Origin of the sequence: Streptomyces sp. NPDC006339 (genome assembly GCF_040612775.1) — a bacterium.
Lineage (GTDB): Bacteria > Actinomycetota > Actinomycetes > Streptomycetales > Streptomycetaceae > Streptomyces.
Window position 1 is genome coordinate 76,042 of sequence record NZ_JBEXQW010000031.1, and the last position, 20,172, is coordinate 96,213.

General features: G+C 73.7%; 18 protein-coding genes and 1 pseudogene. 7 read left to right on the forward strand and 12 right to left on the reverse strand.

Annotated features, from left to right (window positions below):
* Window positions 1-64 precede the first annotated feature (64 nt).
* Entirely contained in the window at window positions 65-1,660 is a 1,596-nt protein-coding gene (locus ABZ135_RS24680; RefSeq protein WP_356698416.1) for a protein kinase, read from the forward strand.
* On the opposite strand, the gene ABZ135_RS24685 is transcribed toward ABZ135_RS24680, so the two are convergent.
* Window positions 1,638-2,450, reverse strand: coding sequence for an SGNH/GDSL hydrolase family protein (locus ABZ135_RS24685; protein ID WP_356698417.1), 813 nt, complete (start codon window positions 2,448-2,450; stop codon window positions 1,638-1,640). The genes ABZ135_RS24680 and ABZ135_RS24685 overlap by 23 nt on opposite strands.
* A gap of 180 nt (window positions 2,451-2,630) precedes the next feature.
* On the opposite strand from ABZ135_RS24685, the gene ABZ135_RS24690 reads away from it, so the two are divergent.
* Window positions 2,631-3,749 carry a DUF5925 domain-containing protein gene (locus tag ABZ135_RS24690; RefSeq protein ID WP_356698418.1) on the forward strand — a complete coding sequence of 373 codons (1,119 nt, stop codon included), beginning with the start codon at window positions 2,631-2,633 and terminating at the stop codon, window positions 3,747-3,749.
* 37 nt (window positions 3,750-3,786) lie between these two features.
* Here the strand turns inward: ABZ135_RS24690 and ABZ135_RS24695 are convergent, their stop codons facing one another.
* Window positions 3,787-4,161 (reverse strand): GntR family transcriptional regulator, encoded by a 375-nt coding sequence (locus tag ABZ135_RS24695; protein ID WP_356698419.1) that lies wholly within the window; start codon window positions 4,159-4,161, stop codon window positions 3,787-3,789.
* 73 nt (window positions 4,162-4,234) lie between these two features.
* Between ABZ135_RS24695 and ABZ135_RS24700 the strand changes: the two genes are divergently transcribed.
* Both ABZ135_RS24700 and ABZ135_RS24705 read left to right on the forward strand, forming a co-directional pair.
* On the forward strand, window positions 4,235-5,164 hold the full coding sequence (locus ABZ135_RS24700) for a GNAT family N-acetyltransferase (RefSeq protein WP_356698420.1): 930 nt from the start codon (window positions 4,235-4,237) through the stop codon (window positions 5,162-5,164).
* Window positions 5,145-5,642 carry a DUF402 domain-containing protein gene (locus tag ABZ135_RS24705; RefSeq protein ID WP_356698421.1) on the forward strand — a complete coding sequence of 166 codons (498 nt, stop codon included), beginning with the start codon at window positions 5,145-5,147 and terminating at the stop codon, window positions 5,640-5,642. The genes ABZ135_RS24700 and ABZ135_RS24705 overlap by 20 nt, the downstream gene beginning before the upstream one ends.
* Here ABZ135_RS24705 and ABZ135_RS24710 read toward each other — a convergent pair.
* The 5 genes from ABZ135_RS24710 to ABZ135_RS24730 all read right to left on the reverse strand — a co-directional run bounded on the left by ABZ135_RS24710 (window position 5,629) and on the right by ABZ135_RS24730 (window position 9,583).
* A complete protein-coding gene (locus ABZ135_RS24710) occupies window positions 5,629-6,045 on the reverse strand; it encodes a DUF6299 family protein (RefSeq protein ID WP_356698422.1) in 417 nt (138 codons plus the stop codon). The genes ABZ135_RS24705 and ABZ135_RS24710 overlap by 14 nt on opposite strands.
* Window positions 6,046-6,123: 78 nt before the next feature.
* Complete coding sequence (locus ABZ135_RS24715; protein WP_356698423.1) at window positions 6,124-6,588, reverse strand: GNAT family N-acetyltransferase; 465 nt, start codon at window positions 6,586-6,588, stop codon at window positions 6,124-6,126.
* Complete coding sequence (locus tag ABZ135_RS24720; protein ID WP_356698424.1) at window positions 6,585-8,081, reverse strand: tripartite tricarboxylate transporter permease; 1,497 nt, start codon at window positions 8,079-8,081, stop codon at window positions 6,585-6,587. Before ABZ135_RS24720 ends, ABZ135_RS24715 begins: the two co-directional genes overlap by 4 nt.
* Window positions 8,082-8,084: 3 nt before the next feature.
* Window positions 8,085-8,603: a tripartite tricarboxylate transporter TctB family protein gene (locus ABZ135_RS24725; RefSeq protein ID WP_356698425.1), complete on the reverse strand. Its 519-nt coding sequence runs from the start codon at window positions 8,601-8,603 to the stop codon at window positions 8,085-8,087.
* Complete coding sequence (locus ABZ135_RS24730; RefSeq protein WP_356698426.1) at window positions 8,600-9,583, reverse strand: tripartite tricarboxylate transporter substrate binding protein; 984 nt, start codon at window positions 9,581-9,583, stop codon at window positions 8,600-8,602. The genes ABZ135_RS24725 and ABZ135_RS24730 overlap by 4 nt, the downstream gene beginning before the upstream one ends.
* 130 nt (window positions 9,584-9,713) lie before the next feature.
* On the opposite strand from ABZ135_RS24730, the gene ABZ135_RS24735 reads away from it, so the two are divergent.
* Together ABZ135_RS24735 and ABZ135_RS24740 are read left to right on the forward strand one after the other, a co-directional pair.
* A complete protein-coding gene (locus ABZ135_RS24735) occupies window positions 9,714-10,388 on the forward strand; it encodes a response regulator (RefSeq protein ID WP_356698427.1) in 675 nt (224 codons plus the stop codon).
* A 168-nt stretch (window positions 10,389-10,556) separates the two neighbouring features.
* On the forward strand, window positions 10,557-11,534 hold the full coding sequence (locus tag ABZ135_RS24740) for a lytic polysaccharide monooxygenase (RefSeq protein WP_356698428.1): 978 nt from the start codon (window positions 10,557-10,559) through the stop codon (window positions 11,532-11,534).
* Here the strand turns inward: ABZ135_RS24740 and ABZ135_RS24745 are convergent.
* The 3 genes from ABZ135_RS24745 to ABZ135_RS24755 form a co-directional block, all read right to left on the reverse strand.
* Window positions 11,531-12,391, reverse strand: coding sequence for an alpha/beta fold hydrolase (locus tag ABZ135_RS24745; RefSeq protein ID WP_356698429.1), 861 nt, complete (start codon window positions 12,389-12,391; stop codon window positions 11,531-11,533). The two genes, ABZ135_RS24740 and ABZ135_RS24745, sit on opposite strands and share 4 nt — an antisense overlap.
* Before the next feature lie 157 nt (window positions 12,392-12,548).
* Window positions 12,549-13,508, reverse strand: a complete 960-nt coding sequence (locus ABZ135_RS24750) for a hypothetical protein (RefSeq protein WP_356698430.1) — start codon at window positions 13,506-13,508, stop codon at window positions 12,549-12,551.
* Window positions 13,505-16,972, reverse strand: coding sequence for a DNA polymerase III subunit alpha (locus tag ABZ135_RS24755; RefSeq protein ID WP_356698431.1), 3,468 nt, complete (start codon window positions 16,970-16,972; stop codon window positions 13,505-13,507). The genes ABZ135_RS24750 and ABZ135_RS24755 overlap by 4 nt, the downstream gene beginning before the upstream one ends.
* Before the next feature lie 155 nt (window positions 16,973-17,127).
* Here ABZ135_RS24755 and ABZ135_RS24760 point away from each other — a divergent pair, with 155 nt between their 5' ends.
* Entirely contained in the window at window positions 17,128-18,150 is a 1,023-nt protein-coding gene (locus ABZ135_RS24760; protein ID WP_356698432.1) for a DUF3533 domain-containing protein, read from the forward strand.
* A gap of 100 nt (window positions 18,151-18,250) precedes the next feature.
* On the opposite strand, the gene ABZ135_RS24765 is transcribed toward ABZ135_RS24760, so the two are convergent.
* Together ABZ135_RS24765 and ABZ135_RS24770 are read right to left on the reverse strand one after the other, a co-directional pair.
* Entirely contained in the window at window positions 18,251-19,141 is an 891-nt protein-coding gene (locus tag ABZ135_RS24765) for a S1 family peptidase (RefSeq protein ID WP_356698433.1), read from the reverse strand.
* 222 nt (window positions 19,142-19,363) lie between these two features.
* A pseudogene (locus ABZ135_RS24770) lies at window positions 19,364-20,101 on the reverse strand (S1 family peptidase); the annotation flags it as partial.
* Between the last annotated feature and the right edge of the window lie 71 nt (window positions 20,102-20,172).

The window sequence follows — 20,172 nt, forward strand, 5'->3', positions numbered from 1 at the left end:
GCGGGCCTTCGACCGGGTGTGATCTCCGCCACCAAAATCCGCGCGGCTCGGTTACCGTGGAGTGATGACGGTCATCGCGGGTCGTTACCGGCTGCTCGACGTGCTCGGCGAGGGCGGTATGGGCACCGTCTGGCGCGCCCGGGACGAGCTCCTGGGCCGGGAGGTCGCCGTCAAGGAGGTCCGCGCGCCGGCCGGGCTGCCCACGGAGGACCGCGAGCGGCTGTTCGCCCGGCTGGAGCGGGAGGCCAGGTCCGCCGCCCGGATCGCCCACCGCAACGTCGTCACCGTCTACGACGTGGCCCTGGACGACGGCCGCCCCTGGATCGTGATGGAGCTGGTCCGCGGTCTGACCCTGGCCGAGACGCTGGAGGCGGAGGGCCCGCTGCCGCCCCGGCGGGCGGCGCACGTGGGGGCCGAGGTGCTCGCCGCGCTGCGGGCCGCGCACGCGGCGGGGGTGCTGCACCGGGATGTGAAACCGGCCAACGTCCTGCTGTCCAACGACGGCCGGGTGGTGCTCACCGACTTCGGGATCGCGGCCGTCGCGGGGACCTCCCCGCTCACGATGACCGGCGAGCTCATCGGCTCGCCCGAGTACCTCGCGCCCGAACGCGCGCTGGGGCGCACGCCGGGGCCCGCGGCGGATCTCTGGTCCCTCGGTGTGCTTCTGTACGCCGCCGTGGAGGGCGTCTCGCCGTTCCGCCGGGAGACCGCGCTCGACACCCTGCGGACGGTGGTGGACGAGGAGCCCGCGCCGCCCGCGCACGCCGGGGCGCTGGCCCCGGTGATCGAGGGGCTGTTGCGCAAGGACCCGGAGCAGCGGCTTCCGGCGGAGACGGCGGAGGAGCGGCTGCGGCTCATCGGGGCGGGCGGCACCCCCCGCACCGAGCCGCCGACGGCTCCGGTGCCGCTGCCCGTCGGCTCCTGGGAGGAGGGTCCCACCGGGCCCGTGGGCCATGGGGCGACCGCGCCTCTACCCGCGCCGGGGACGGAACTCGGGCCCGCGCGCCGGTCGCGGAAGAGAGGTGCGCTGCTCGCCGCGCTCGCCGCGCTGCTCCTGCTGGCCGGCGCCCTGACGTACGCGGCGCTGCGGGACACCGGCCCGGACGGGACGGCGCCGGTGCCGCCGGTCACGACGAGCGCGCCGACGACCGAGGCGCCCACGACGCCCCCGCCCACGACGGCGACGACGAGCGTCGCGCCGAGTCCGTCGACGACGCCGCCGGTGTCGGTGCTGCTGTTCGTCCGGGCGGTGCGGGACAGCTACGAGGGGGCGTGTCCGCCGCCGGAGGAACGGGCGCCGGAGTTCACCGCGACGGTCACGGTGGACCGGACGCCGGCCACCGTCGCGTACCGCTGGGTGACGGAGAGCGGGGAGGGCCAGGACCCGGGGTGGCAGACGCTGGAGTTCCCGGCGGGCGGTCCCACCGAGCAGCAGGTGCCGCGCACGCAGTCGGACTACGGGGCGGGTGCGGACGTGAGCGACCGGATCCGGATGGAGGTCCGTGAGCCGGTCGCCCGGCAGTCCAACTGGGTGGCGTTCTCGGTGACCTGTGAGGAGACGGCCCCGCCGTCGACCCCGCCGTCGTCGGCGACGCCGTCGGACGGGACCGGCTCCCCGGCCGCGGGCGGCGGCCCGGCTACGCGCCGTCCGCCGCGTTGAACGGCGGAAGGTAGCCGCCGGACTGGCCGGCGGCGGTGGGGTGGTAGGACTCCCCGATGTTGAGCCAGTTGACGCTGTGCAGCCATGACGCGCCGGAGCAGATCTCGTGGCCGGTGAAGGCGGAGACCACGCTCGCGAAGGTGTAGCCGTGGTCGGCGGCGCGCTTGGCGGTGGCCGCGTTGAGGTAGTCGGAGGCGTCGTTGATGGCGCGCCGTTCGTTCTCGCTCAGGCCGGCGACGCAGTTGCCGTCGAGCTTGTAGAAGCGGGGGTAGCCGAGCACGACGACGCGGGCGTTGGGGGCCTTGCTCCGGATGGCCGAGTACACGGAGTCGAGCTTGCCGGGCAGGGTGGTGTCCACGTACGCCTTGGCCTGATTGATACGGCTGATGCAGGCGGATTCGGACTGGGTGACACAGGTGGTCATGACGTCCGCGAAACCGGCGTCGTTGCCGCCGACGGTGAGAGAGACCAGGTCGGTGGCGGTGGAGAGCGGTCCGAGCTGACCGGCCGTGACATCACCCGTTCGGGCGCCCGAGCAAGCGGTGAACGCGAAGGAGGAGGGGGCGTTCGCGTTCTTCCAGAGCACCGGATACGCCTTGGTGGAGCGCTTGCAGTTGCCGCTCGCGCTGTCGTAGCTGCCGGCACCGACACCCGACGAGTACGAGTCGCCGAGCGCCACGTAGTCGAGCGCGGCGGACTCGGCGGCCTGGGCGGCGCCCGCCCCGGTGAGGGCGAGGACGGCGCCGAGCAGGAGCGAGGACGAAAAAGCCGTGAATCGGGACAGTTTCATGGAACCTCCCTTTAGCAGGACCTCTGCGTTACCAGGTAGTAGCAGCGGATCCGGCGCTCTGGAAGTGTCCATGCCAAGAATCGCTTGCGTGTTCCCCTGAATCTCTTTCAGAAACCGTCGCAATCAAGCCACTCGGGCCGCACTCAAAAAACCGTGCGGCCGATGCGGCGGTGCCGGATCATGGACGCCATGTCAGCCACCCCAGAGGTACCGGCGGATCCCCGGCACGCGCTGCCGATCCGGCTCAACGTCGACGACAGCGACTCGCCGTCCGACGTCGTGGACGCGCTGTTCCTCGGCCGCTTCGCCACCGGCGAGCAGCCGCACGCGCACAGCACCAGCCTGGACCGGGTGAAGCCGTCCGCGACCCTGCTGCCCGCGGGCGCCCGGGTGGTGCGGGCCGCGAAGGACGACGACCGCAGCGCCGTGCTCGCCGAGGGCGAGGGCTGGACCCTGCTCGTGTCCCGCTGGAGCCGGGGCGCCGACGTCACCGTCACGGCCACCGCTCCCGAACTCGCCGAACGGGTCCTCGGGGAGGCCACCGACGGCGCCAAGGACGAGCCGGAGCCGCAGCCGGAGAACGTCACCATGGGCTTCTGGTACGTGTCGCCCCGGCGCGGCCCGCACCGCACCACCCGCCGGATCGGCGCCGGCACCTGGGAGGAGATCCGCCCCAACTACACGGCGCCGGTCGCCGAGGCGCTGGACCGACTGATGGCCGTCACCCCGGACGACATCACGGGCCGGCTGCTGCTGCTCCACGGCCCGCCGGGCACGGGCAAGACCTCCGCCCTGCGGACCCTGGCCCGCTCCTGGCGCGACTGGTGCCAGGTCGACTGCGTGCTCGACCCCGAGCGCCTCTTCAGCGACGTCGGCTACCTGATGGACATCGCGATCGGCGAGGACGAGGGCACCCCCCAGGGGCGCTGGCGCCTGCTGCTCCTGGAGGACTGCGACGAGCTGATCCGGGGCGAGGCCAAGCACACGGCGGGCCAGGCCCTCTCTCGGCTGCTCAACCTGACGGACGGTCTGCTCGGCCAGGGCCGCAACGTCCTCGTCGCCGTCACCACCAACGAGGACCTGGAGCGCCTCCACCCCGCCGTGGTCCGCCCCGGCCGCTGCCTGGCCCGCGTCGAGGTGGGACGCCTGACGCGGACCGAGGCGGTGACGTGGCTGGGCCGCGAGGAGGGCGTGGGCCGGGACGGCGCCACGCTGGCGGAGCTGTTCGCGCTGCGCCGCGGGACGCCGGGCGTCGACATGCCCGAACCCCGCACGGCCGACGCGGGGCTCTACCTGTAGGCCGTGCCCTTCGGATCCTGACGGGGCGGACGCGCCGTCAGGAGTCGTAGGTCGCGCGCAGCGCCTGCGCGACCGCCGTCTCCGCCTGTTCCCGCGTCAGGCCGAGCCGGCGGGCCTCCGTCGCGTACGTGGCGGCCGCGGTCGCCGCCAGCCGGGAGGCGGCGTCCGAGGCGGCGGCGACGAAGGTGCCGTTGCGGCCGCGGGTCTCGATCACGCCGTCCGCCTCCAGGGCCTTGTACGCCTTGGCGACCGTGTTCGCCGCGAGTCCGAGGTCCTCCGCGAGACCGCGGACGGTCGGGAGCTTGTAGCCGACGGGCAGCTCGCCGGAGCGGGCCCTCTCCGAGATCTGGGCGCGCAGTTGTTCGTAGGGAGCGGTGGTGGAACGGGCATCCACGCTGATTCGAAGCGTCACCGCCCGATTGTGCACCCGGCCCGCGGGAAAATGGGAGGCGATCGCGCCCGGCCGCCGCATAGCGTGCGGGGCCATGACTGTGATCGTCCGTGATGTACGGCCCGGGGACCCCAGGGACGCCGAGGGCTTCGCCCGGGTACGGCGCGCCGCGCTGCCCTGGATGCTCGCGACCGCCCGGCAGGTCGCCCACGACTGGGCGCACGCCCATCCCGACGCGAGGAACCGGCCGCTGGTCGCCGAGGTCGACGGCGAGATCGTCGGCACCGCCGAGGTGTCCCTCGCCCACGAGTCCCCCGAGCCGGGGATCGGCGACGCCAACATCCACGTCCACCCGGACCACACCCGCCTCGGCGCCGGTGCGCTGCTGCTGCGGGCGGCCGAGGACCACCTCGCGGCGGCCGGGGCGACGACCCTGTACGGCTGGGTCCTGGACGAGCCGGGCTGCCGCGCCTTCGCGGAGCGGCACGGCTACCGGGCGAGCCGCTCCGCCCACTTCCTGCGGCTCGACCTGACGAAGGCCGCGCTGCCGCCGCTCCAGGAGCCGCCCGCCGGCGTCGAGCTGCGCCGGGCGGCCGACTTCGCCGACGACCCGCGCCCGCTGTTCGAGCTGGACGCGGTGACCACGGCCGACGAGCCCGGTGACGTCGACGCCGTGCTCGACGACTACGCGCACTGGCTGGCGACGACCTGGAACCATCCGCTGACCGACCGGGAGCTGACCACGGTCGCCGTCGCCGACGGCCGTCCCGTCGCGTTCAGCGCGGCCCTGAGCGACGGGCTGGGCCGCTACGGCTCCGGCATGACCGGCACCCACCCGGCCTACCGGGGCCGCGGGCTCGCCAAGCTCACGAAGAACGACTCGCTGCACCGGGCCCGCGCGGCCGGCCGCACCGAGGCCCTCACCGGCAACGACGCCGGGAACGGGCCGATGCTGGCCGTCAACCGATGGCTGGGTTACGAGATCCGCGCGACGGAGGTACGCCATGTCCGCACCCTCGGCTGAGCCGACGGTCTGGATCACGCTCGTGAAGGCGGGACGCACGAAGATCCGCTATCCGGCCGTCCTGGTCGCCGACGACGGGGTGCGGCTGACGGTCCGCGCGCCCTGGGCGGCCGACGGCGTACGGGACTTCGGCTTCGTGCGCTTCGAGCCGGGCGACGTCTTCACCGAGCACTACTGGCGCGACCGCTGGTACGCGGTGAAGGAGGTCCGTTCCGGCGACGGCACGCTGAAGGGCTGGTACTGCGACGTGACCCGGCCGGCCGCCGTCGACGGCACCGGGGTCGTGGTGGAGGACCTGGACCTGGACCTGTGGGTGTCGGCGGACGGCGGCCGGGTGCTGCGGCTCGACGAGGACGAGTTCGCGGCGAGCGGGCTCGCCGCCTCCGACCCGGAGGCGGCGCGGCGGGCCTCGCTCGCCCTCGACGAACTGGAGGACCTCGGCCGGGACGGGATCGTCCGGCTGCTCAGCCGAGCGTGACGTCCGACTCCCGGGCGGCGAGGAACTCGGGCAGCGGCAGGCCGAGCGGGCCCTGGGGGGTGAGCCGCATCAGGGTGGCCTCCACCCGGGCCTCGCCCGCCCGGTAGCCCGGCTCCTTCACGACGGCGCTGTTGGTCCACTCGTGGACCAGTCCGTCGCAGACGGCCCGGGTGCCGCCGATGCCGGTGGAGCGGCTCCCCTGGATCAGGGTGGAGCCGACGAAGACGGGCCCGGTGCTGTCGTCCACGCAGCGGTACGAACCGGACAGGGTGACCGTGCCGTCCTCGGCGACCGTCCCGCGCGGGTCGACGGACAGGGCGTCGGCCGCCCCGGCGTGGGCGGTCGGGGCGGTGGCGGCGGCGGTGGCCAGCAGGGCGCCGGCGAGGGCGAGGCGAACGCGCATCGGTGGGGTTCCCTTCGGGGTGGGGGGTGGGGTGCTGCCCGCCAGGGATACCGGATCCGCTTGCCTTATGTCCGAAACTCACCCCTTTGGGGGCGAGTTGAGTACTTTGCGGTAATGAATACGGTCGTACGGGCCGTCCTGCCGGCGCTCGGTGACCTCGTACCCGTACCGCTCGTACATCGTCCGGTTCTCCCACATCATCGCGTTGGTGAGCAGCCGCACCTCGGGCAGGCCGAGTTCGCGGGCCCGGGACTCCACGAAGGCCATCAGGCGGCGGCCCAGGCCGGCGCCCTGGGCCTCGGGGTGGACGGCGATCTCGTCCAGGTAGAGATGGTCGGCCTCGGGGATCACCACGACGAGGCCGACCACCGGTTCGCCCACGACGAAGACCCTCCCCTCCGCCACGTTGGCCGCGTGGTCGTACTCCATCGGAGCCGGTACGAGACCGATCCGTTCGATGTAGTGGTGGAAGGCCGCGTCGGTCACGGCCTTCACGGCGGGCACGTCGGTGGCGACGGCCGGGCGGGGTGTCTCCTTGATCATGCCGACACGCTACGGCGGCGGATGATCACCTTCTTGAGCAGGGGCCAGGCGAGCAGGAGCGCCACCACCGCGTACACGGTCACCGAGAAGGGGGTGTCGACCAGGCCCGCCGGCGAGCCGTCGCTGATCTGGAGGGCCCGGCGCACCTGCTGCTCGGCGGCCGGGCCGAGGATGACGCCGATGACGGCGGGCAGGACGGGCAGTCCGTAGCGCCGCATGCCGAAGCCGATGAGGCCGATGACCAGCAGGATCACCAGGTCGAGGGCCTCGCCGCCGACCGCGTACGCGCCCACGCCGGCGAAGAACAGGATGCCGGCGTAGAGGTACGGGCGGGGGATGCGCAGCAGCCTGGCCCAGAGGGGCGCGAGCGGCAGGTTGAGGGCGAGCAGCAGCACCATGCCGACGAAGAGCGAGGCGATCAGGCCCCACACCAGCTCGGGTTCGCGCTCGAAGAGCAGCGGTCCCGGCTGGATGCCGTACTGCTGGAAGGCGGCCAGCATCACGGCGGCGACGGCGGTCGTCGGCAGGCCGAGGGTGAGCATGGAGACGAGGGTGCCGGCGGCGGAGGCGGAGGCGGCGGACTCGGGGCCCGCCACGCCCTCGATGGCGCCCTTGCCGAACTGGTCCTTGTGCTTCGACAGGCGCTTCTCGGTGACGTACGACAGGAAGGTGGGGATCTCGGCGCCGCCGGCCGGGATCGCGCCGAACGGGAAGCCGATGAGCGGCCCGCGCAGCCATGCCTTCCAGGTGCGCCCGAGGTCGTCGCGGCCGAGCCAGGGCCGGCCGACCGGGATGGGCTCGCCGGCGGTGCGGCGCAGATGGGCGGCGACCCACAGGGCCTCGCCGATGGCGAAGAGGCCGACCGCGACGATGACGACGTCGATGCCGTCGGCCAACTGGAGCGAGCCGAAGGTGAGCCGCTGCTGGCCGGTCATCTGGTCCAGGCCGACCAGGCCGAGGGTGAGGCCGATGAGGAGCGAGGCGAGGCCGCGGATCCGGGAGGAGCCGAGGACCGAGGTCACGGCGATGAAGGCGAGGACCATCAGGGCGAAGTAGTCGGGCGCGCCGATGCCGACGGCGAGCGCGGCGACGGTCGGGGCGAGGGCGACCAGCAGGATCGTGCCGGCCAGGCCGCCGGCGAAGTGGCCGATGGCGGCGGCGGCGAGCGCCTGGGCGCCGCGGCCCGCCTTGGCCATGGGATTGCCCTCGATGGCGGCGACCACGGCCGCGCTCTCCCCGGGGGTGTTGAGCAGGATCGAGGTGGTGGAGCCGCCGAACATGGCGCCGTAGTAGATGCCGGCGAACATGATGAAGGCGCCGGTCGGTTCGAGTCCGTACGTGACGGGCAGCAGCAGGGCGACCGCCATGGCGGGGCCGATGCCGGGCAGCACGCCGATGGCGGTGCCGAGGAGGACGCCGACGGCGGCCCACAGCAGGTTCATCGGGGTGAGCGCGGTGCCGAACCCGTCGAGCAGGGAGTTCAGAGAGTCCATGGGTCAGAGCACTCCCATCAGCGGGCCGCCGGGCAGCGGGACTCCGAGAAGGTTGTTGAAGACGACGTAGGTGACGAGGGAGAGCGCGGCGGCGATCAGCGGATCGCGGGGGAGGTGGCGGCTGCCGAGGGCGTAGGCCGCGCCCCAGAAGAGCAGGGCGCCGGAGACCGGGAAGCCGAGGGGGCCGATGAGGACGGCGAAGCCGAGGAAGACGCCGGCGAGGAGGAGGACGGTGCGCCAGTCGCCGGGCTCCGTCAGGTCGACGTCCTCGCCGCCCTCGGCCTCGCCGCGGCCGCCGCGCAGCACGTCGGCCGTGAGGAGCACGGCGACGACGATCAGGCCGGCGCCGACGACGACGGGGACGGTGCGGGGGCCGACGGGGCCGCGCCCGCCGACGTCCACGGCCATCGTCAGGGCGTCGGTGAGGACGAGGACGCCGAGGAGCAGGAGCACGACGCCGACGCCGAGCTCGGAGTGCTCGCGCAGCCAGGACTTCTTGGGGGTGTCGGTCGTGGTGGTCACAGTCCGAGCTCCTTCAGGACGGAGGCGACCTGCCGGTCCTGCGCGGTGAGGAAGGCGCCGAACTCCTCGCCGGGCAGGAAGGCGTCGTTCCAGCCGTGGGTCGTGAGCGACGCGCGCCACTGCGGGGAGTCGTGCAGCTCGGTGACGAGGTCGACGAGCTTGTCGCGTTCGGCGTCGGTGAGGCCGGGCGGGGCGACGATGCCGCGCCAGTTGATGAACTCGGTGTCGAGCCCGGCCTCGCGCAGGGTGGGCGCGTCGAGGCCGGGGACCCGCTCGGCGCCGGTGACGGCGAGCAGCCGGAGCTCGCCGGACCTGATCTGGTCGAGGTACTCGCCGACGCCGGAGACGCCGAAGGCGACCTTCTCGCCGAGGAGGGAGGCGAGCAGCTCGCCGCCGCCGTCGAAGGGCACGTAGTTGACGCTCTTCGGCGCGATGCCGGCGGCGCGGGCCATCAGCATGGGGGCCAGGTGGTCGGGTCCGCCGGGCGAGGAGCCGCCGCCGACGGGCAGCTTGCCGGGGTTCTTCCGCCAGGCCGCGACGAGGTCCTCGAGGGTCCGGTACGGGGAGTCCTTGCCGACCACGACGATGCCCTGCTCCATGGTGAGCCGGGCGATCGGGGTGGTGTCGGCGAGGGTCTTCGGGGTCTTGTTGGTGTGGACGGCGCCGACGACGCCGAGGCCCATGGACATCGCGAGGCGGCCGTTGCCGCGCTCGCCGACGAGCCGGGTGAGGCCGACGGTGCCGCCGGCGCCGGGCAGGTTGAAGACCTCGATGTCGGAGGTGAGCCCGGCGTCCTCGGCGTCCTTCGCCGCGGTGCGGGCGGTGATGTCGTAACCGCCGCCGGGGGTGTTGGGGACCATGAACCGCAGGCCGGGTATCCGCGTGCCGGTGTCGGAGCCGCTGCCCGGGGTGAGCAGCGGTGGCCCCACGAGCACGAGCAGTGCCGCCCCGAGCAGGGCGAGGGGGGTGCGCAGGCGCAAGGGTGCCGCCTCTCGGTAGGGGTGAGGGAGGTGTGAGGTGGCCCACATGTTGCCTGCGCGTGAGGAAGCTGTCTCGCTTCCGCAATCAACGGACGTTGTGGTCGTTGTGGTCGCGTCCTACCTTGGCGGCGTGACGAAGGTGCTGGTGGTCGACGACGACTTCATGGTGGCCAAGCTGCACTGCCGCTATGTGTCGGCGGTGCCGGGCTTCGACGTGGCCGGTGTCGCGCACAGCGGTGCCGAGGCGCTGCGGGCCGCGCACCGGCTGCGGCCGGATCTGGTGCTGCTCGACATCTTCCTGCCCGACATGGACGGGATCGCGGTGCTGCGCGAGCTGCGGGCGGCCGGTCTCGCGATGGACGCGCTGTTCATCACGGCGGCGCGGGACGTCGACACGATCCGTTCGGCGCTGCGGGCCGGTGCCCTGCACTATCTGATCAAGCCCTTCAGCCAGGCCGCCCTGCAGGAGCAGTTGCGGCACGTGGCCTCGCTGCAGGGCCGGCTGGAGGAGCTGGCGGCGGCGGAGGCCCGCCAGGAGGACGTCGACCAGATCTTCGGCACCCGTCCCCGCGGCTCCCGGGAGCTCCCCAAGGGCCTGGCGGCGCACACGGCGGAGCTGGTGGACTCGGTCCTGCGGTCCCATCCGGAGGGGCTCTCGGCCACCGAGTGCGCGGAGGCCGGCTCGCTCTCCCGGGTCAGCGCGCGCCGCTATCTGGAGTACTTCGCGGAGACGGGCCGCGCGGAGGTGACGCTGCGGTACGGGGGCACGGGGCGGCCGGAGCGGCGCTACCGGCGGGTGGGCTGAGAGCGGACGGGCGGGGGCCGGGCGGCGCTGTCTGTGGTGCTGCTTAGAGACTCCTTAACGCGACCATAAGGATCGCCCCCGGCCGGTCCCGAGACCCGAATGCGCCGTGTGCGAGGGCTAGTTTGCTGGGCGACCCCCACCCCACCCTCGTGAAGGAGTCGTCCCCCCATGACCGCACGCCGTACGGCCGCCGCCTCGGCCACCGCCACCGCCGCGCTGCTCCTGTCCGGGCTCGCCGCCGCGCCCGCCGCCGTCGCCCACGGGTCGATGACCGATCCCGTCAGCCGGGTCGCCGGCTGTTTCGCGGAGGGGCCGGAGAGTCCGGACTCGGCGGCGTGCCGGGCGGCGGTGGCCGCGAGCGGGACGCAGGCGTTCTACGACTGGAACGGGGTGAACATCGCGAACGCGGCCGGGAGGCACCGCGAGCTGATCCCGGACGGCGAGCTGTGCAGCGCCGGCAACGAGAAGTACCGCGGGCTCGACCTGGCCCGCGCGGACTGGCCGGCCAGTCGGATGAACTCCGGCCCGCACACCTTCCGTTACAAGAGGACCGCTCCGCACCGGGGCTCGTTCGCGCTGTACGTGACGAAGGACGGCTACGACCCGTCGAAGCCGCTGGCGTGGTCGGACCTGGAGGAGAAGCCCTTCGCGACGGTGACCGACCCGCGGATGGAGAACGGCGACTACGTGTTCACGGGCACGGTGCCGAAGAGGTCGGGGCGCCACCTGATCTACTCGGTCTGGCAGCGCTCCGACTCCCCCGAGGCGTTCTACACCTGCTCGGACGTGGTCTTCGGGCAGGACACCGCCCCGACGCGGGCTCCGGAGACCGGCGCGCCGGCCGAGGCGCCCGCCGCCTCGCCCTCGACGGGCCACGGCGGGCATGCCGGGCACGGCGGGCACCCCACGACGGCTCCCGCGACCACCGCCCCGAGCAGCGCCGCCCCGAGCACCGCCGCCTCGACCAGCACCGCCCCGAGCAGCGCCGCTCCGAACGTGCCGGAGGCGAAGGGCGAGGAGCTCGCCGAGACCGGGGGCGACGCCGCCACGCCGTACCTGGCGATGGGCGGCGCCGCCGTCCTCGGCATCGGGGCCGTCGTGCTGTTCACGACCGCCCGCCGCCGGTCGACCGGGTCCCGGCGCTAGCCGATCGCCGAGAGGCAGGTGGTCGGGGTCGCGTGGGCCGGGTCGAGGGCGTTGGCCACCTCGTGGAACGTGACCCGGTCCACCGTCCCGATCGCCACGTGCTCGGCCAGGTCGAGCGCGCACCTGTCCTGGATGAGGACGTTGGTGACGTTCGGGCCGGACAGGAACTGCGAGCGGTACGGGGTGACGACCTGGTCGTACCGGGTCGCGATGACGTGGTAGCGGACGCCGGGCACGGTGTCGCCGCCCTCGTTGAGCTTGGTGAGGAACGCCGATCCGGCGATCTGGTCGGCGAGACCCGGGGTGTTGGCGCTGATCAGGTCCTCGACGCCGGGGAAGTGCGGCAGCAGTGCGGTGAGTCCGAGCAGGGTGGTGCCGTGGTTGTCGGGGGCGATCCCGACGAGGGTGTTCACCTTCTTGGCGCCGCCGAGGAACTTGAGGTAGTAGCGGGGCATCATGCCGCCCTGCGAGTGGCCGACGAGGTCCGCCTCGGGCGCGCCGGTGGCGGCGAGGACCTTGTCCACGTAGGCGTCGAGCTGTCCGGCGGAGTCGGCGATGGGGCCGAGGCCGTGGAAGAACGGCACGTTCGGCAACTGCCCGTAGTCCAGCGAGAAGACGCAGTAGCCCCGGTGGACCAGGTAGGGCGCGAGGACCAGCCAGTTGTCGACGGAGTTGCCGAAGGTGCCGTGGACGAGGACGACGGGGCGGGGATGGGCGGCGGAGGGCTTGCAGGAGAAGTCGTTCCAGCCACTGCTGGGGGCGGCGGCGGCCTGGGCGGAGGCGGTGGGGGCGAGGGTGGCGGCGGCGGTCAGCAGCAGTACGGACAGCGCTCTCGCGATGTGCTTCCAGGGCAGCATCGGGCGATCTCCTTGCGGCTCAAGGGGAATGAGGGGGTGTGACGCCCTGCGGTCCGGACCACAAGTGGGGATGCGCTTCCCGCCAAGCTACGCACGGGTAGCGTTCAAGGGGAAGTTACGCGTCGGTAAAAAGTGCCGTGTCGCGTCCCCGTACGATTCAGGCCGCCAGCGAGCCCGGCAGCACCGCCCTCGGGCCGAACTTCGCCCGGGCCCGGTCCGCCACCTCCTCGATCCGCCGGGCCTTGTCGTCCGCCGGGTCGAAGGTCAGTTGATGGGCGGCGCCCTCGGCGGGCGCCAGGCCCTCGGCGCGCAGCGCGATGCCGCGCACCCGGGCCCGCTGGAGCCCGAAGGAGGCGTGGACCGCGTACGCGAGCGCGGTGAGTTCCGCCGAGTGCGCGGTCGGTTCGCGCAGCGTACGGGTACGGCTCGACGTGCTCCGGTCCGCGTAGCGCACGGTCACGGTCAGGGAGCGGCAGACCTGTCCCTCGGTCCGCATCCGGGCCCCCAGCTCCTCGGTGAGCGAGAGCAGCGCCCTGCGGTGTTCGCCGGTGTCCAACTCGTCGTGCGGGAAGGAGCGTTCGGCGGCGACGGAGCGGGAGACCTCGCCGGGGACGACGGGGGTGCGGTCGATGCCCCGGGCCCGCTCCCAGAGCTCGCGGCCGGCCTTGGCACCGACGAGCCGCTGGAGCACGGCGAGCGGCGCGTCCGCGACCCGGCCGACGGAGTCGAGTCCGTAGCCGCACAGGGTGCGGGCGGTGGCGCGGCCGACGCCGTCGAGGGCGACGACCGGGCGGTCGCGCAGGAAGGCCGCCGGGTCCTCGACGACCAGGGTGGTGCCGGGCCGGGCCTCGCGGGCCGCCATCCGGGCCAGCATCGGGTTGGGGCCCGCGCCGATCACACAGTCGACGCCGTACAGGGCGAGCGCCCTGACCCGGACGACGGAGGCGAGCTCGGCCGGACTCCAGCCGAAGTAGCGCAGCGCGCCGCGCACGTCGGCGAGCGCCTCGCCGGGCGGCGCGGCCTCGACGACCGGGGTGAACTCGCGCAGCAGGTCGAGGAGCCGGGGGAGCATCACTTCCCCCGCGGTCTCCAGCCGGAACCGTACACAGAGGATCATCCCGCGCTCCCCGGACTGCTGTGCCACAGCTTCCGCGACGGTGTCGCGGCGCCTTCCCCGGCCGGCCGGAGGTCGGCCCAGGGGTTCATCGTGTAGCCGGTGGACAGGGTGATCCGGCGTCCGCCGTCGCCCTCTTCCGGCGCCGCGGCCTCCGGCTGTGCGGCCAGCCGCTCCCCCACCGCCTCCAGGCCGCCCTCCGCCCGCAGTTCGGCGAGCTCGGCGAGGTTCCAGGCGGCGGAGCCGACCACGCTGAGGCTGCGCGGGCCGCGCCGCTGCACCACGCCCCGGACGAGCAGCAGCCAGGAGTGGAAGACGGTGTGGGCGCAGGCCGCGTGGGAGTCGTCGAAGAAGGCGAGGTCGACCAGGCCGGTGCCGTCGTCGAGGGTGGTGAAGATGACCCGCTTGCCGGAGCGGATCGGCGGGGTCTGGGTGGCCGCCTTGGCGCCGGCGACCAGGACGGTCTGGCCGTGCCGGGCCGAGCGCAGCCGCTCGGCGGAGATCACGCCGAGTTCGCGCAGGAAGGCTTGGTGGTCGCCCATGAGGTGGCGGGAGGCGTCCATGCCGAGGATGCCGAGTTCGGCGCTGAGCCGTTCGGTGTCGTCGAGGTCGGGCAGTCCGACGGGGGCGGTCTTCTGCCCCTGGGCCAGCGGGAGTTGGCCGCCGTAGGAGGCGGCTCCGCGCTGGAGGCGGTGGAGTTCGGTCAGGTGGAGCAGCAGGTCGCGCCGGTTGGCGCCGAACGCGTCGAGCGCGCCGACCTGGGCGAGCCGTTCGGCGACGGGTTTGCGCGGGCGGGCCCGCTCCCAGAAGTCGAGCAGGGAGGCGTAGGGCTGTCCGGCCTCGATGCGGGCGCTCTCGGCCTCGCTGATGCCGTGGACGTCGGTGAGGCCGAGCCGCAGCCCCCACACCGGGGCCCGGCCAGGACCCTCACCCTCGGACACCAGTTCGATCCGATGGGCGACCGCCGACCGGTTCACGTCCAGCGGCAGCACGGGCACCCCGCGCCGCCGGGCGTCCGCGAGCAGCAGCCGCTTCGGGTACATGCCGGGGTCGTGGGTGAGCAGCCCCGCGTAGAAGGCGGCCGGGTGGTGGGCCTTGAGCCAGGCCGACTGGTAGGTGGGCACGGCGAAGGCCACCGCGTGCGCCTTGCAGAAGCCGTACGAGCCGAATGCCTCGACGATCTCCCAGGTGCGGGCGACGACCTCGTCCTCGTAGCCCCTCCGCTGCGCCAGCTCGGCGAACCACGTCTTGATCCGCCCCTGCGACTCGGGGTGGGAGAGCCCGCGGCGCACCTGGTCGGCCTCGTCGCGGCCGCAGCCGGTCATGATGCGCACGATCTCGATGATCTGCTCGTGGAAGACGACGACGCCGTACGTCTCCTTCAGGGCCTCCTCCAGGTGGGGGTGCGGGTAGCGGACCGGGGCGCGGCCGTGCCGGGCGGCGATGAACGGGCGGACCATGTCGGCCGCGACCGGTCCTGGCCGGAAGAGCGAGATGTCGACGACCAGGTCGTGCAGGGTCTCGGGCTGGAGCCGGCCCACCAGGTCGCGCTGGCCGGGCGACTCGATCTGGAAGCAGCCCAGGGTCTCGGTGGAGCGGATCAGCCGGTAGGTGTCGGGGTCGCCGGGCGGGATCGCGTCGATGTCCGGGCGGGTGCCGGTGGCGCGCTCGACCTCCGCGACGGCGTGCGCCATCGCGGACTGCATCCGCACCCCGAGGACGTCGAGCTTGAGCAGCCCGAGGTCCTCCACGTCGTCCTTGTCGAACTGCGACATGGGCAGCCCCTCGCCGCTGGTGGGCACGACGGGGGTACGGGTGAGCAGCGAGGCGTCCGAGAGGAGCACGCCGCAGGGGTGCATGGCGACGCCGCGGGGCAGCGCGTCGAGTGCCTCGACCAGCTCCCAGAACCTCTTGCGGTCCCGGGTCTCCTCCGCGATCGCGCGCAGCTCGGGCAGTTCGGCGAGGGCGGCGCGGGCGTCCCGGGCGCGGATGTGCGGGAATGCCTTGGCGATCCGGTCGGTCTCGGCCGGGTCCATGGACAGGGCGGCGCCCACGTCCCGTACGGCGTGGCGGACCCGGTAGGTCTCGGGCATGGCGACGGTGGCGACCCGTTCGGCGCCGAAGCGGTCGATGATCGCGCGGTAGACCTCGATCCGGCGGGCGGACTCCACGTCGATGTCGATGTCGGGCAGGGCGGTGCGGCGCTTGGACAGGAAGCGCTCCATCAGCAGGCCGTGCTCGACCGGGTCGGCGTGGGCGATGCCGATGAGGTGGTTGACGAGGGAGCCGGCGCCGGAGCCGCGGGCGGCCACCCGGATGCCCATTCCCCGGACGTCGTCCACGACCTGGGCGACGGTGAGGAAGTAGCTGGCGAAGCCGTGGTGGGCGATGATGTCCAGCTCGTGGTGCACCCGGTCCCAGTAGGCGCGCCGGTCGGGGCGGCGGTCGTAGCCCTTCAGGACCATGCCGGCGGCGGCCCGGGAGGCCAGCACGCGCTGGGCGGTGCGGTGGGCGGCGCCGACCAGGTGGGGCTCGGGGAAGTGGGCGGAGCCCATGCCGAGGTCGTCCTCGGGGTCGACCAGACAGGCGGCGGCGACGTCCTCGGTCCGCTCCAGGAGCCGGTGCGCGGCGTCCCGGCGGAAGCCCGCGGCCTCGACCACCCGCTCGGCGGCGGCCAGCATGTCACCGGGGCCCTTGAGCCATGCCTCGCCGCTGTCGAGCCCCGCACCCCGGGGGTCGACGGGGACGAGGCGGCGGGCGGAGTCGAGCACGTCGGCGACGGGGCCCTGGCCGGGGTCGGCGTACCGCACCTCGTTGCCGAGCACCGGCCGGACGCCCTGCTCGGCGGCGAAGCCGACGGTGCGGGCGGCGAGCCGCAGCGAGCCGGGCCCGGTGCCGGTGCGCCCGTGGTGCACGACCTCCAGGCACAGGGCGTCCCCGTACCGCTCGCGCCAGGGCACGAGCAGCCGGGCGGCCCGGTCGGGGCGGCCGGCGGCGAGGGCGCGCCCGACGTCGGAGCCGGGCCCGAGCAGCACGAAGAGCTCCTCGCCGCGATGGGCGGCCCAGGGCAGCACGGGCCGGCCCTCGCCGGCGTGGGCGTGGGCGGCGGTGACGAGCGCGCAGAGCTCGGCCCAGCCGGTCCGGGACCGGGCGAGGAGGACGGCCCGGGGCGCGGACTCGTCGACGAAGGCCCCGCCGCGCACGGGTGAGCGCCGGGCGGAGGTCCGCGCGTCGCCGGCCGGGCCGGCCGCCGGCACATAGGCGAGGTCCACGCCGAACAGGGGGCGGACGCCTTTCTCGGCGCACGCCTTCGCGAAGCGGACGGTGCCCGCGAGGGTGTCGCGGTCGGTCAGGGCGAGGGCGTCCATGCCGCGCTCGGCGGCGCGCTCGGCCAGGCGGGCGGGGTGGGAGGCGCCGTAGCGCAGCGAGAAGCCCGACGCGGTGTGCAGATGCGTGAACCCCGACATGCGCACCTCCCGCACTTCCGCTCGAATTCGTACGTACGTTCCACCCCCTCGGATCCAGCGTAGCTCATTTCGAACGTCCGTACGATAACCGTGGCGGGTCAGCCATTCGGCCCCGCCCACCTGCGGGAACGGCGCCCGCCCCCGAGCGTGGGGGCATGAGTCTCGTCGACGAACTGAAGAGCGCCGTCACCCCCCGAGCAGCCCTCCTTGTCGTGGGCGTGTTCGCCCTCCAACTGCTGTTCATCGCCTCCTACGTCGGGGCCCTGCACAACCCGAAACCGAAGGACGTGCCCTTCGGCGTGGTCGCCCCCCAGCAGGTCTCCGCCACCCTGATGGGGCGCCTGGAGAAGCTGCCCGGGAAGCCGCTCGACCCGCGGACGGTCGCGAGCGAGGCCGAGGCCCGGAAGCAGATCATGAACCGGGACATCGACGGTGCCCTGGTCGTCGACCCGCGGGGCAGCACCGACACCCTGCTCGTCGCCTCCGGCGGCGGCACCGTGCTCTCCTCGGCCCTGGAGAGGATGTTCACGCGGGTGGAGGCGGCCGAGCGGCGCACCGTGAGGACCGTCGACGTGGCCCCGGCCTCCGCCCAGGACTTCGACGGCCTCTCCGCCTTCTACCTGGTCGTCGGCTGGTGCGTCGGCGGCTACATCTGCGCCGCGATCCTGGCGATCAGCGCCGGCTCCCGGCCCGCCAACCGGGAGCGGGCGATCATCCGGCTCGGGGTGCTCGCGCTCTACGCGGCCCTCGGCGGCCTCGGCGGCGCGGTCATCGTCGGCCCGATCCTCGGCGCGCTGCCCGGCGGCGTCGCCGCGCTGTGGGGCCTGGGCACCCTGGTGGTCTTCGCGGTGGGCGCCACCACCCTCGCCCTCCAGTCGGTCTTCGGGATCGTCGGCATCGGCCTGGCGATCCTCCTCGTGGTGGTCGCCGGCAACCCCAGCGCCGGCGGCGCCTTCCCGCTGCCGATGCTGCCGCCGTTCTGGAAGGCGATCGGCCCGGCCCTGCCACCGGGCGCGGGCACCTGGGCGGCGCGCTCGATCGCGTACTTCAAGGGCAACGACATGACCGCCTCGATGCTGGTCCTGTCGGCCTGGGCGGTCGCCGGCTCGCTCGTCACCCTGGTGATGTCCTCGCTCCGGCGCACGCCGGAGTCGGAGCGCATCGCCTCCGAGGTCTGAGGCCCTCGGCGGCGCGCGAAGGTCCCCCCGGCCGGGCGACGGCCGGGGGGACCCTCATGTCACCGGGGGGACCTCACGTCAGGGGGGAGTCCCCCGCCCCTCAGTGCACGCTGACGCCGTAGGCGCGCAGCGCCTCCGTCACGGGCTGGAAGAACGTCGTGCCGCCCGAGGAGCAGTTGCCGCTGCCGCCCGAGGTGAGGCCGAGGGCCGTGCTGCCCGAGTAGAGCGCGCCGCCGGAGTCACCGGGCTCGGCGCAGATGTTGGTGCGGATCATGCCGTAGACGATGTCGCCGCCGCCGTAGTTCACGGTCGCGTTGAGGCCGGTGACGCTGCCGCAGTGGGTGCCGGTGGTGGAGCCGCGGCGGCAGGCGGACTGGCCGACGGTCGGGTCGGCGGCGCGGGTGATGTCCTGGGACCCCACGGTGCCGGGCTTGGCGATCGACGTGTTGGTGTAGCGGACGAGGCCGTAGTCGTTGGTGGGGAAGCTGGAGCCCGAGGTGGAGCCGAGCACGGTGGTGCGGCCGGAGTTGGCGTACCAGGTGCCCGCGCCGTCGGTGCAGTGGCCGGCGGTGAGGAAGTAGTCGGCTCCCGCGCTGTTGCGGACGTTGAAGCCGAGGGAGCAGCGCCAGTTGGAGGCGTAGATGGCGTCGCCACCGGAGATGAGCTTGCTGATCCTGCCGGGCGTGCGCTCGATCTTCAGCGCGCCGGCGTTGGCACCGGCCTGGCGCTTGATCGTGGCGATCTCGGCCTGGGAGACGGTCGAGTCGACGGCGACGACGACCTTGCCGGTGGCGGCGTCGGTGTGCCAGGCGGTGCCCGGCACGTCGGCGGCGAGGACGGCGTCGCTCGCGGCGGCGAGCTGGGACGCGCCGAACGTCCGGGTGCTCTCGGCGTTCGCGGTGGGGACGGCGAGGCCGACCGCGGCGGCAAGGCCGGCGGCGACGGCGAGCAGACGGATGTTTCTCGTGGGGGTGGTGCGCTTGATCCTCACTTTTCGTTCCTCCAGAGGGGAATCGGGGGCCCGCAGTGGGGTGCCGGACCCGTGAGGCGCGGCCCTGGGCCGGCGCTGTGGGGGAGTCTCGGGCCGTACGGCTTCGCGCCGCAAGGGCGCCTTTCGGCCGTACGGCCCTCAACTTCCTTGTGGTTCAAGGAAGTTGTCGAACAGAGAGGGACGAGGCGGGCTCGTCGGACGAGGGTCGTCGGAGCAGGGTCGTCAGAGCAGGGTCGCCCGGTACTTGGCGAGCGCCTCGGGCACCGGCTGGTAGAAGGTGGTGCCGCCCCGGGAGCAGTCGCCGCTGCCGCCGGAGGTGATGCCGAGCGCCTTGCTGCCGTCGTAGAGGGCGCCGCCGGAGTCGCCGGGCTCGGCGCAGACGTTGGTCTGGATCATGCCGCGCACGGTGCCGCCGCCGGAGTAGTGGACGGTGGCGTTCAGGCCGGTCACGGTGCCGCTGTGGGTGCCGGTGGTGGAGCCGGAGCGCTTGACGGACTGGCCCACGTAGGCGTCGGCGGCGGTGAAGCCCCCGGTGCGGCCGAGCGAGGTGTTGTCGTAGCGGACCAGGGCGTAGTCGTTGCCGGGGAAGCTGGACCCGACGGTGGGGCCGATCAGCGTGGACTGCGCGGAGTTGGCGTACCAGGTCTTCACGACGTTGCCGCAGTGGCCGGCGGTCAGGAAGTGGGGCACCCCGCCGCTGACCACGTTGAAGCCGAGCGAGCAGCGGTAGCCGCCGCCGTAGATGGCGTCGCCGGGGCCGAGCAGGGGCTTGAAGACGCCCGGGGTGCGCTCGACGCGCAGCGCTCCGGCGTCGGCGCCGGCGGCCTGGCGGATCTTGGCGAGACCGGCCTCGGACACGGTGGAGTCGACGGTGACGACGACTCTGCCGGCGGCCTTGTCCACGTACCAGGCGGTGCCGCCGACGTCCGCCTTCAGGACGGCGGCGTCGGCCCGGGCGAGCGCCGCGGCACAGGAGGTGCCCACGTCGTCGAGCATGGCCGTTCCCCATGGCCCTGCGGGCGTGGGTGAGG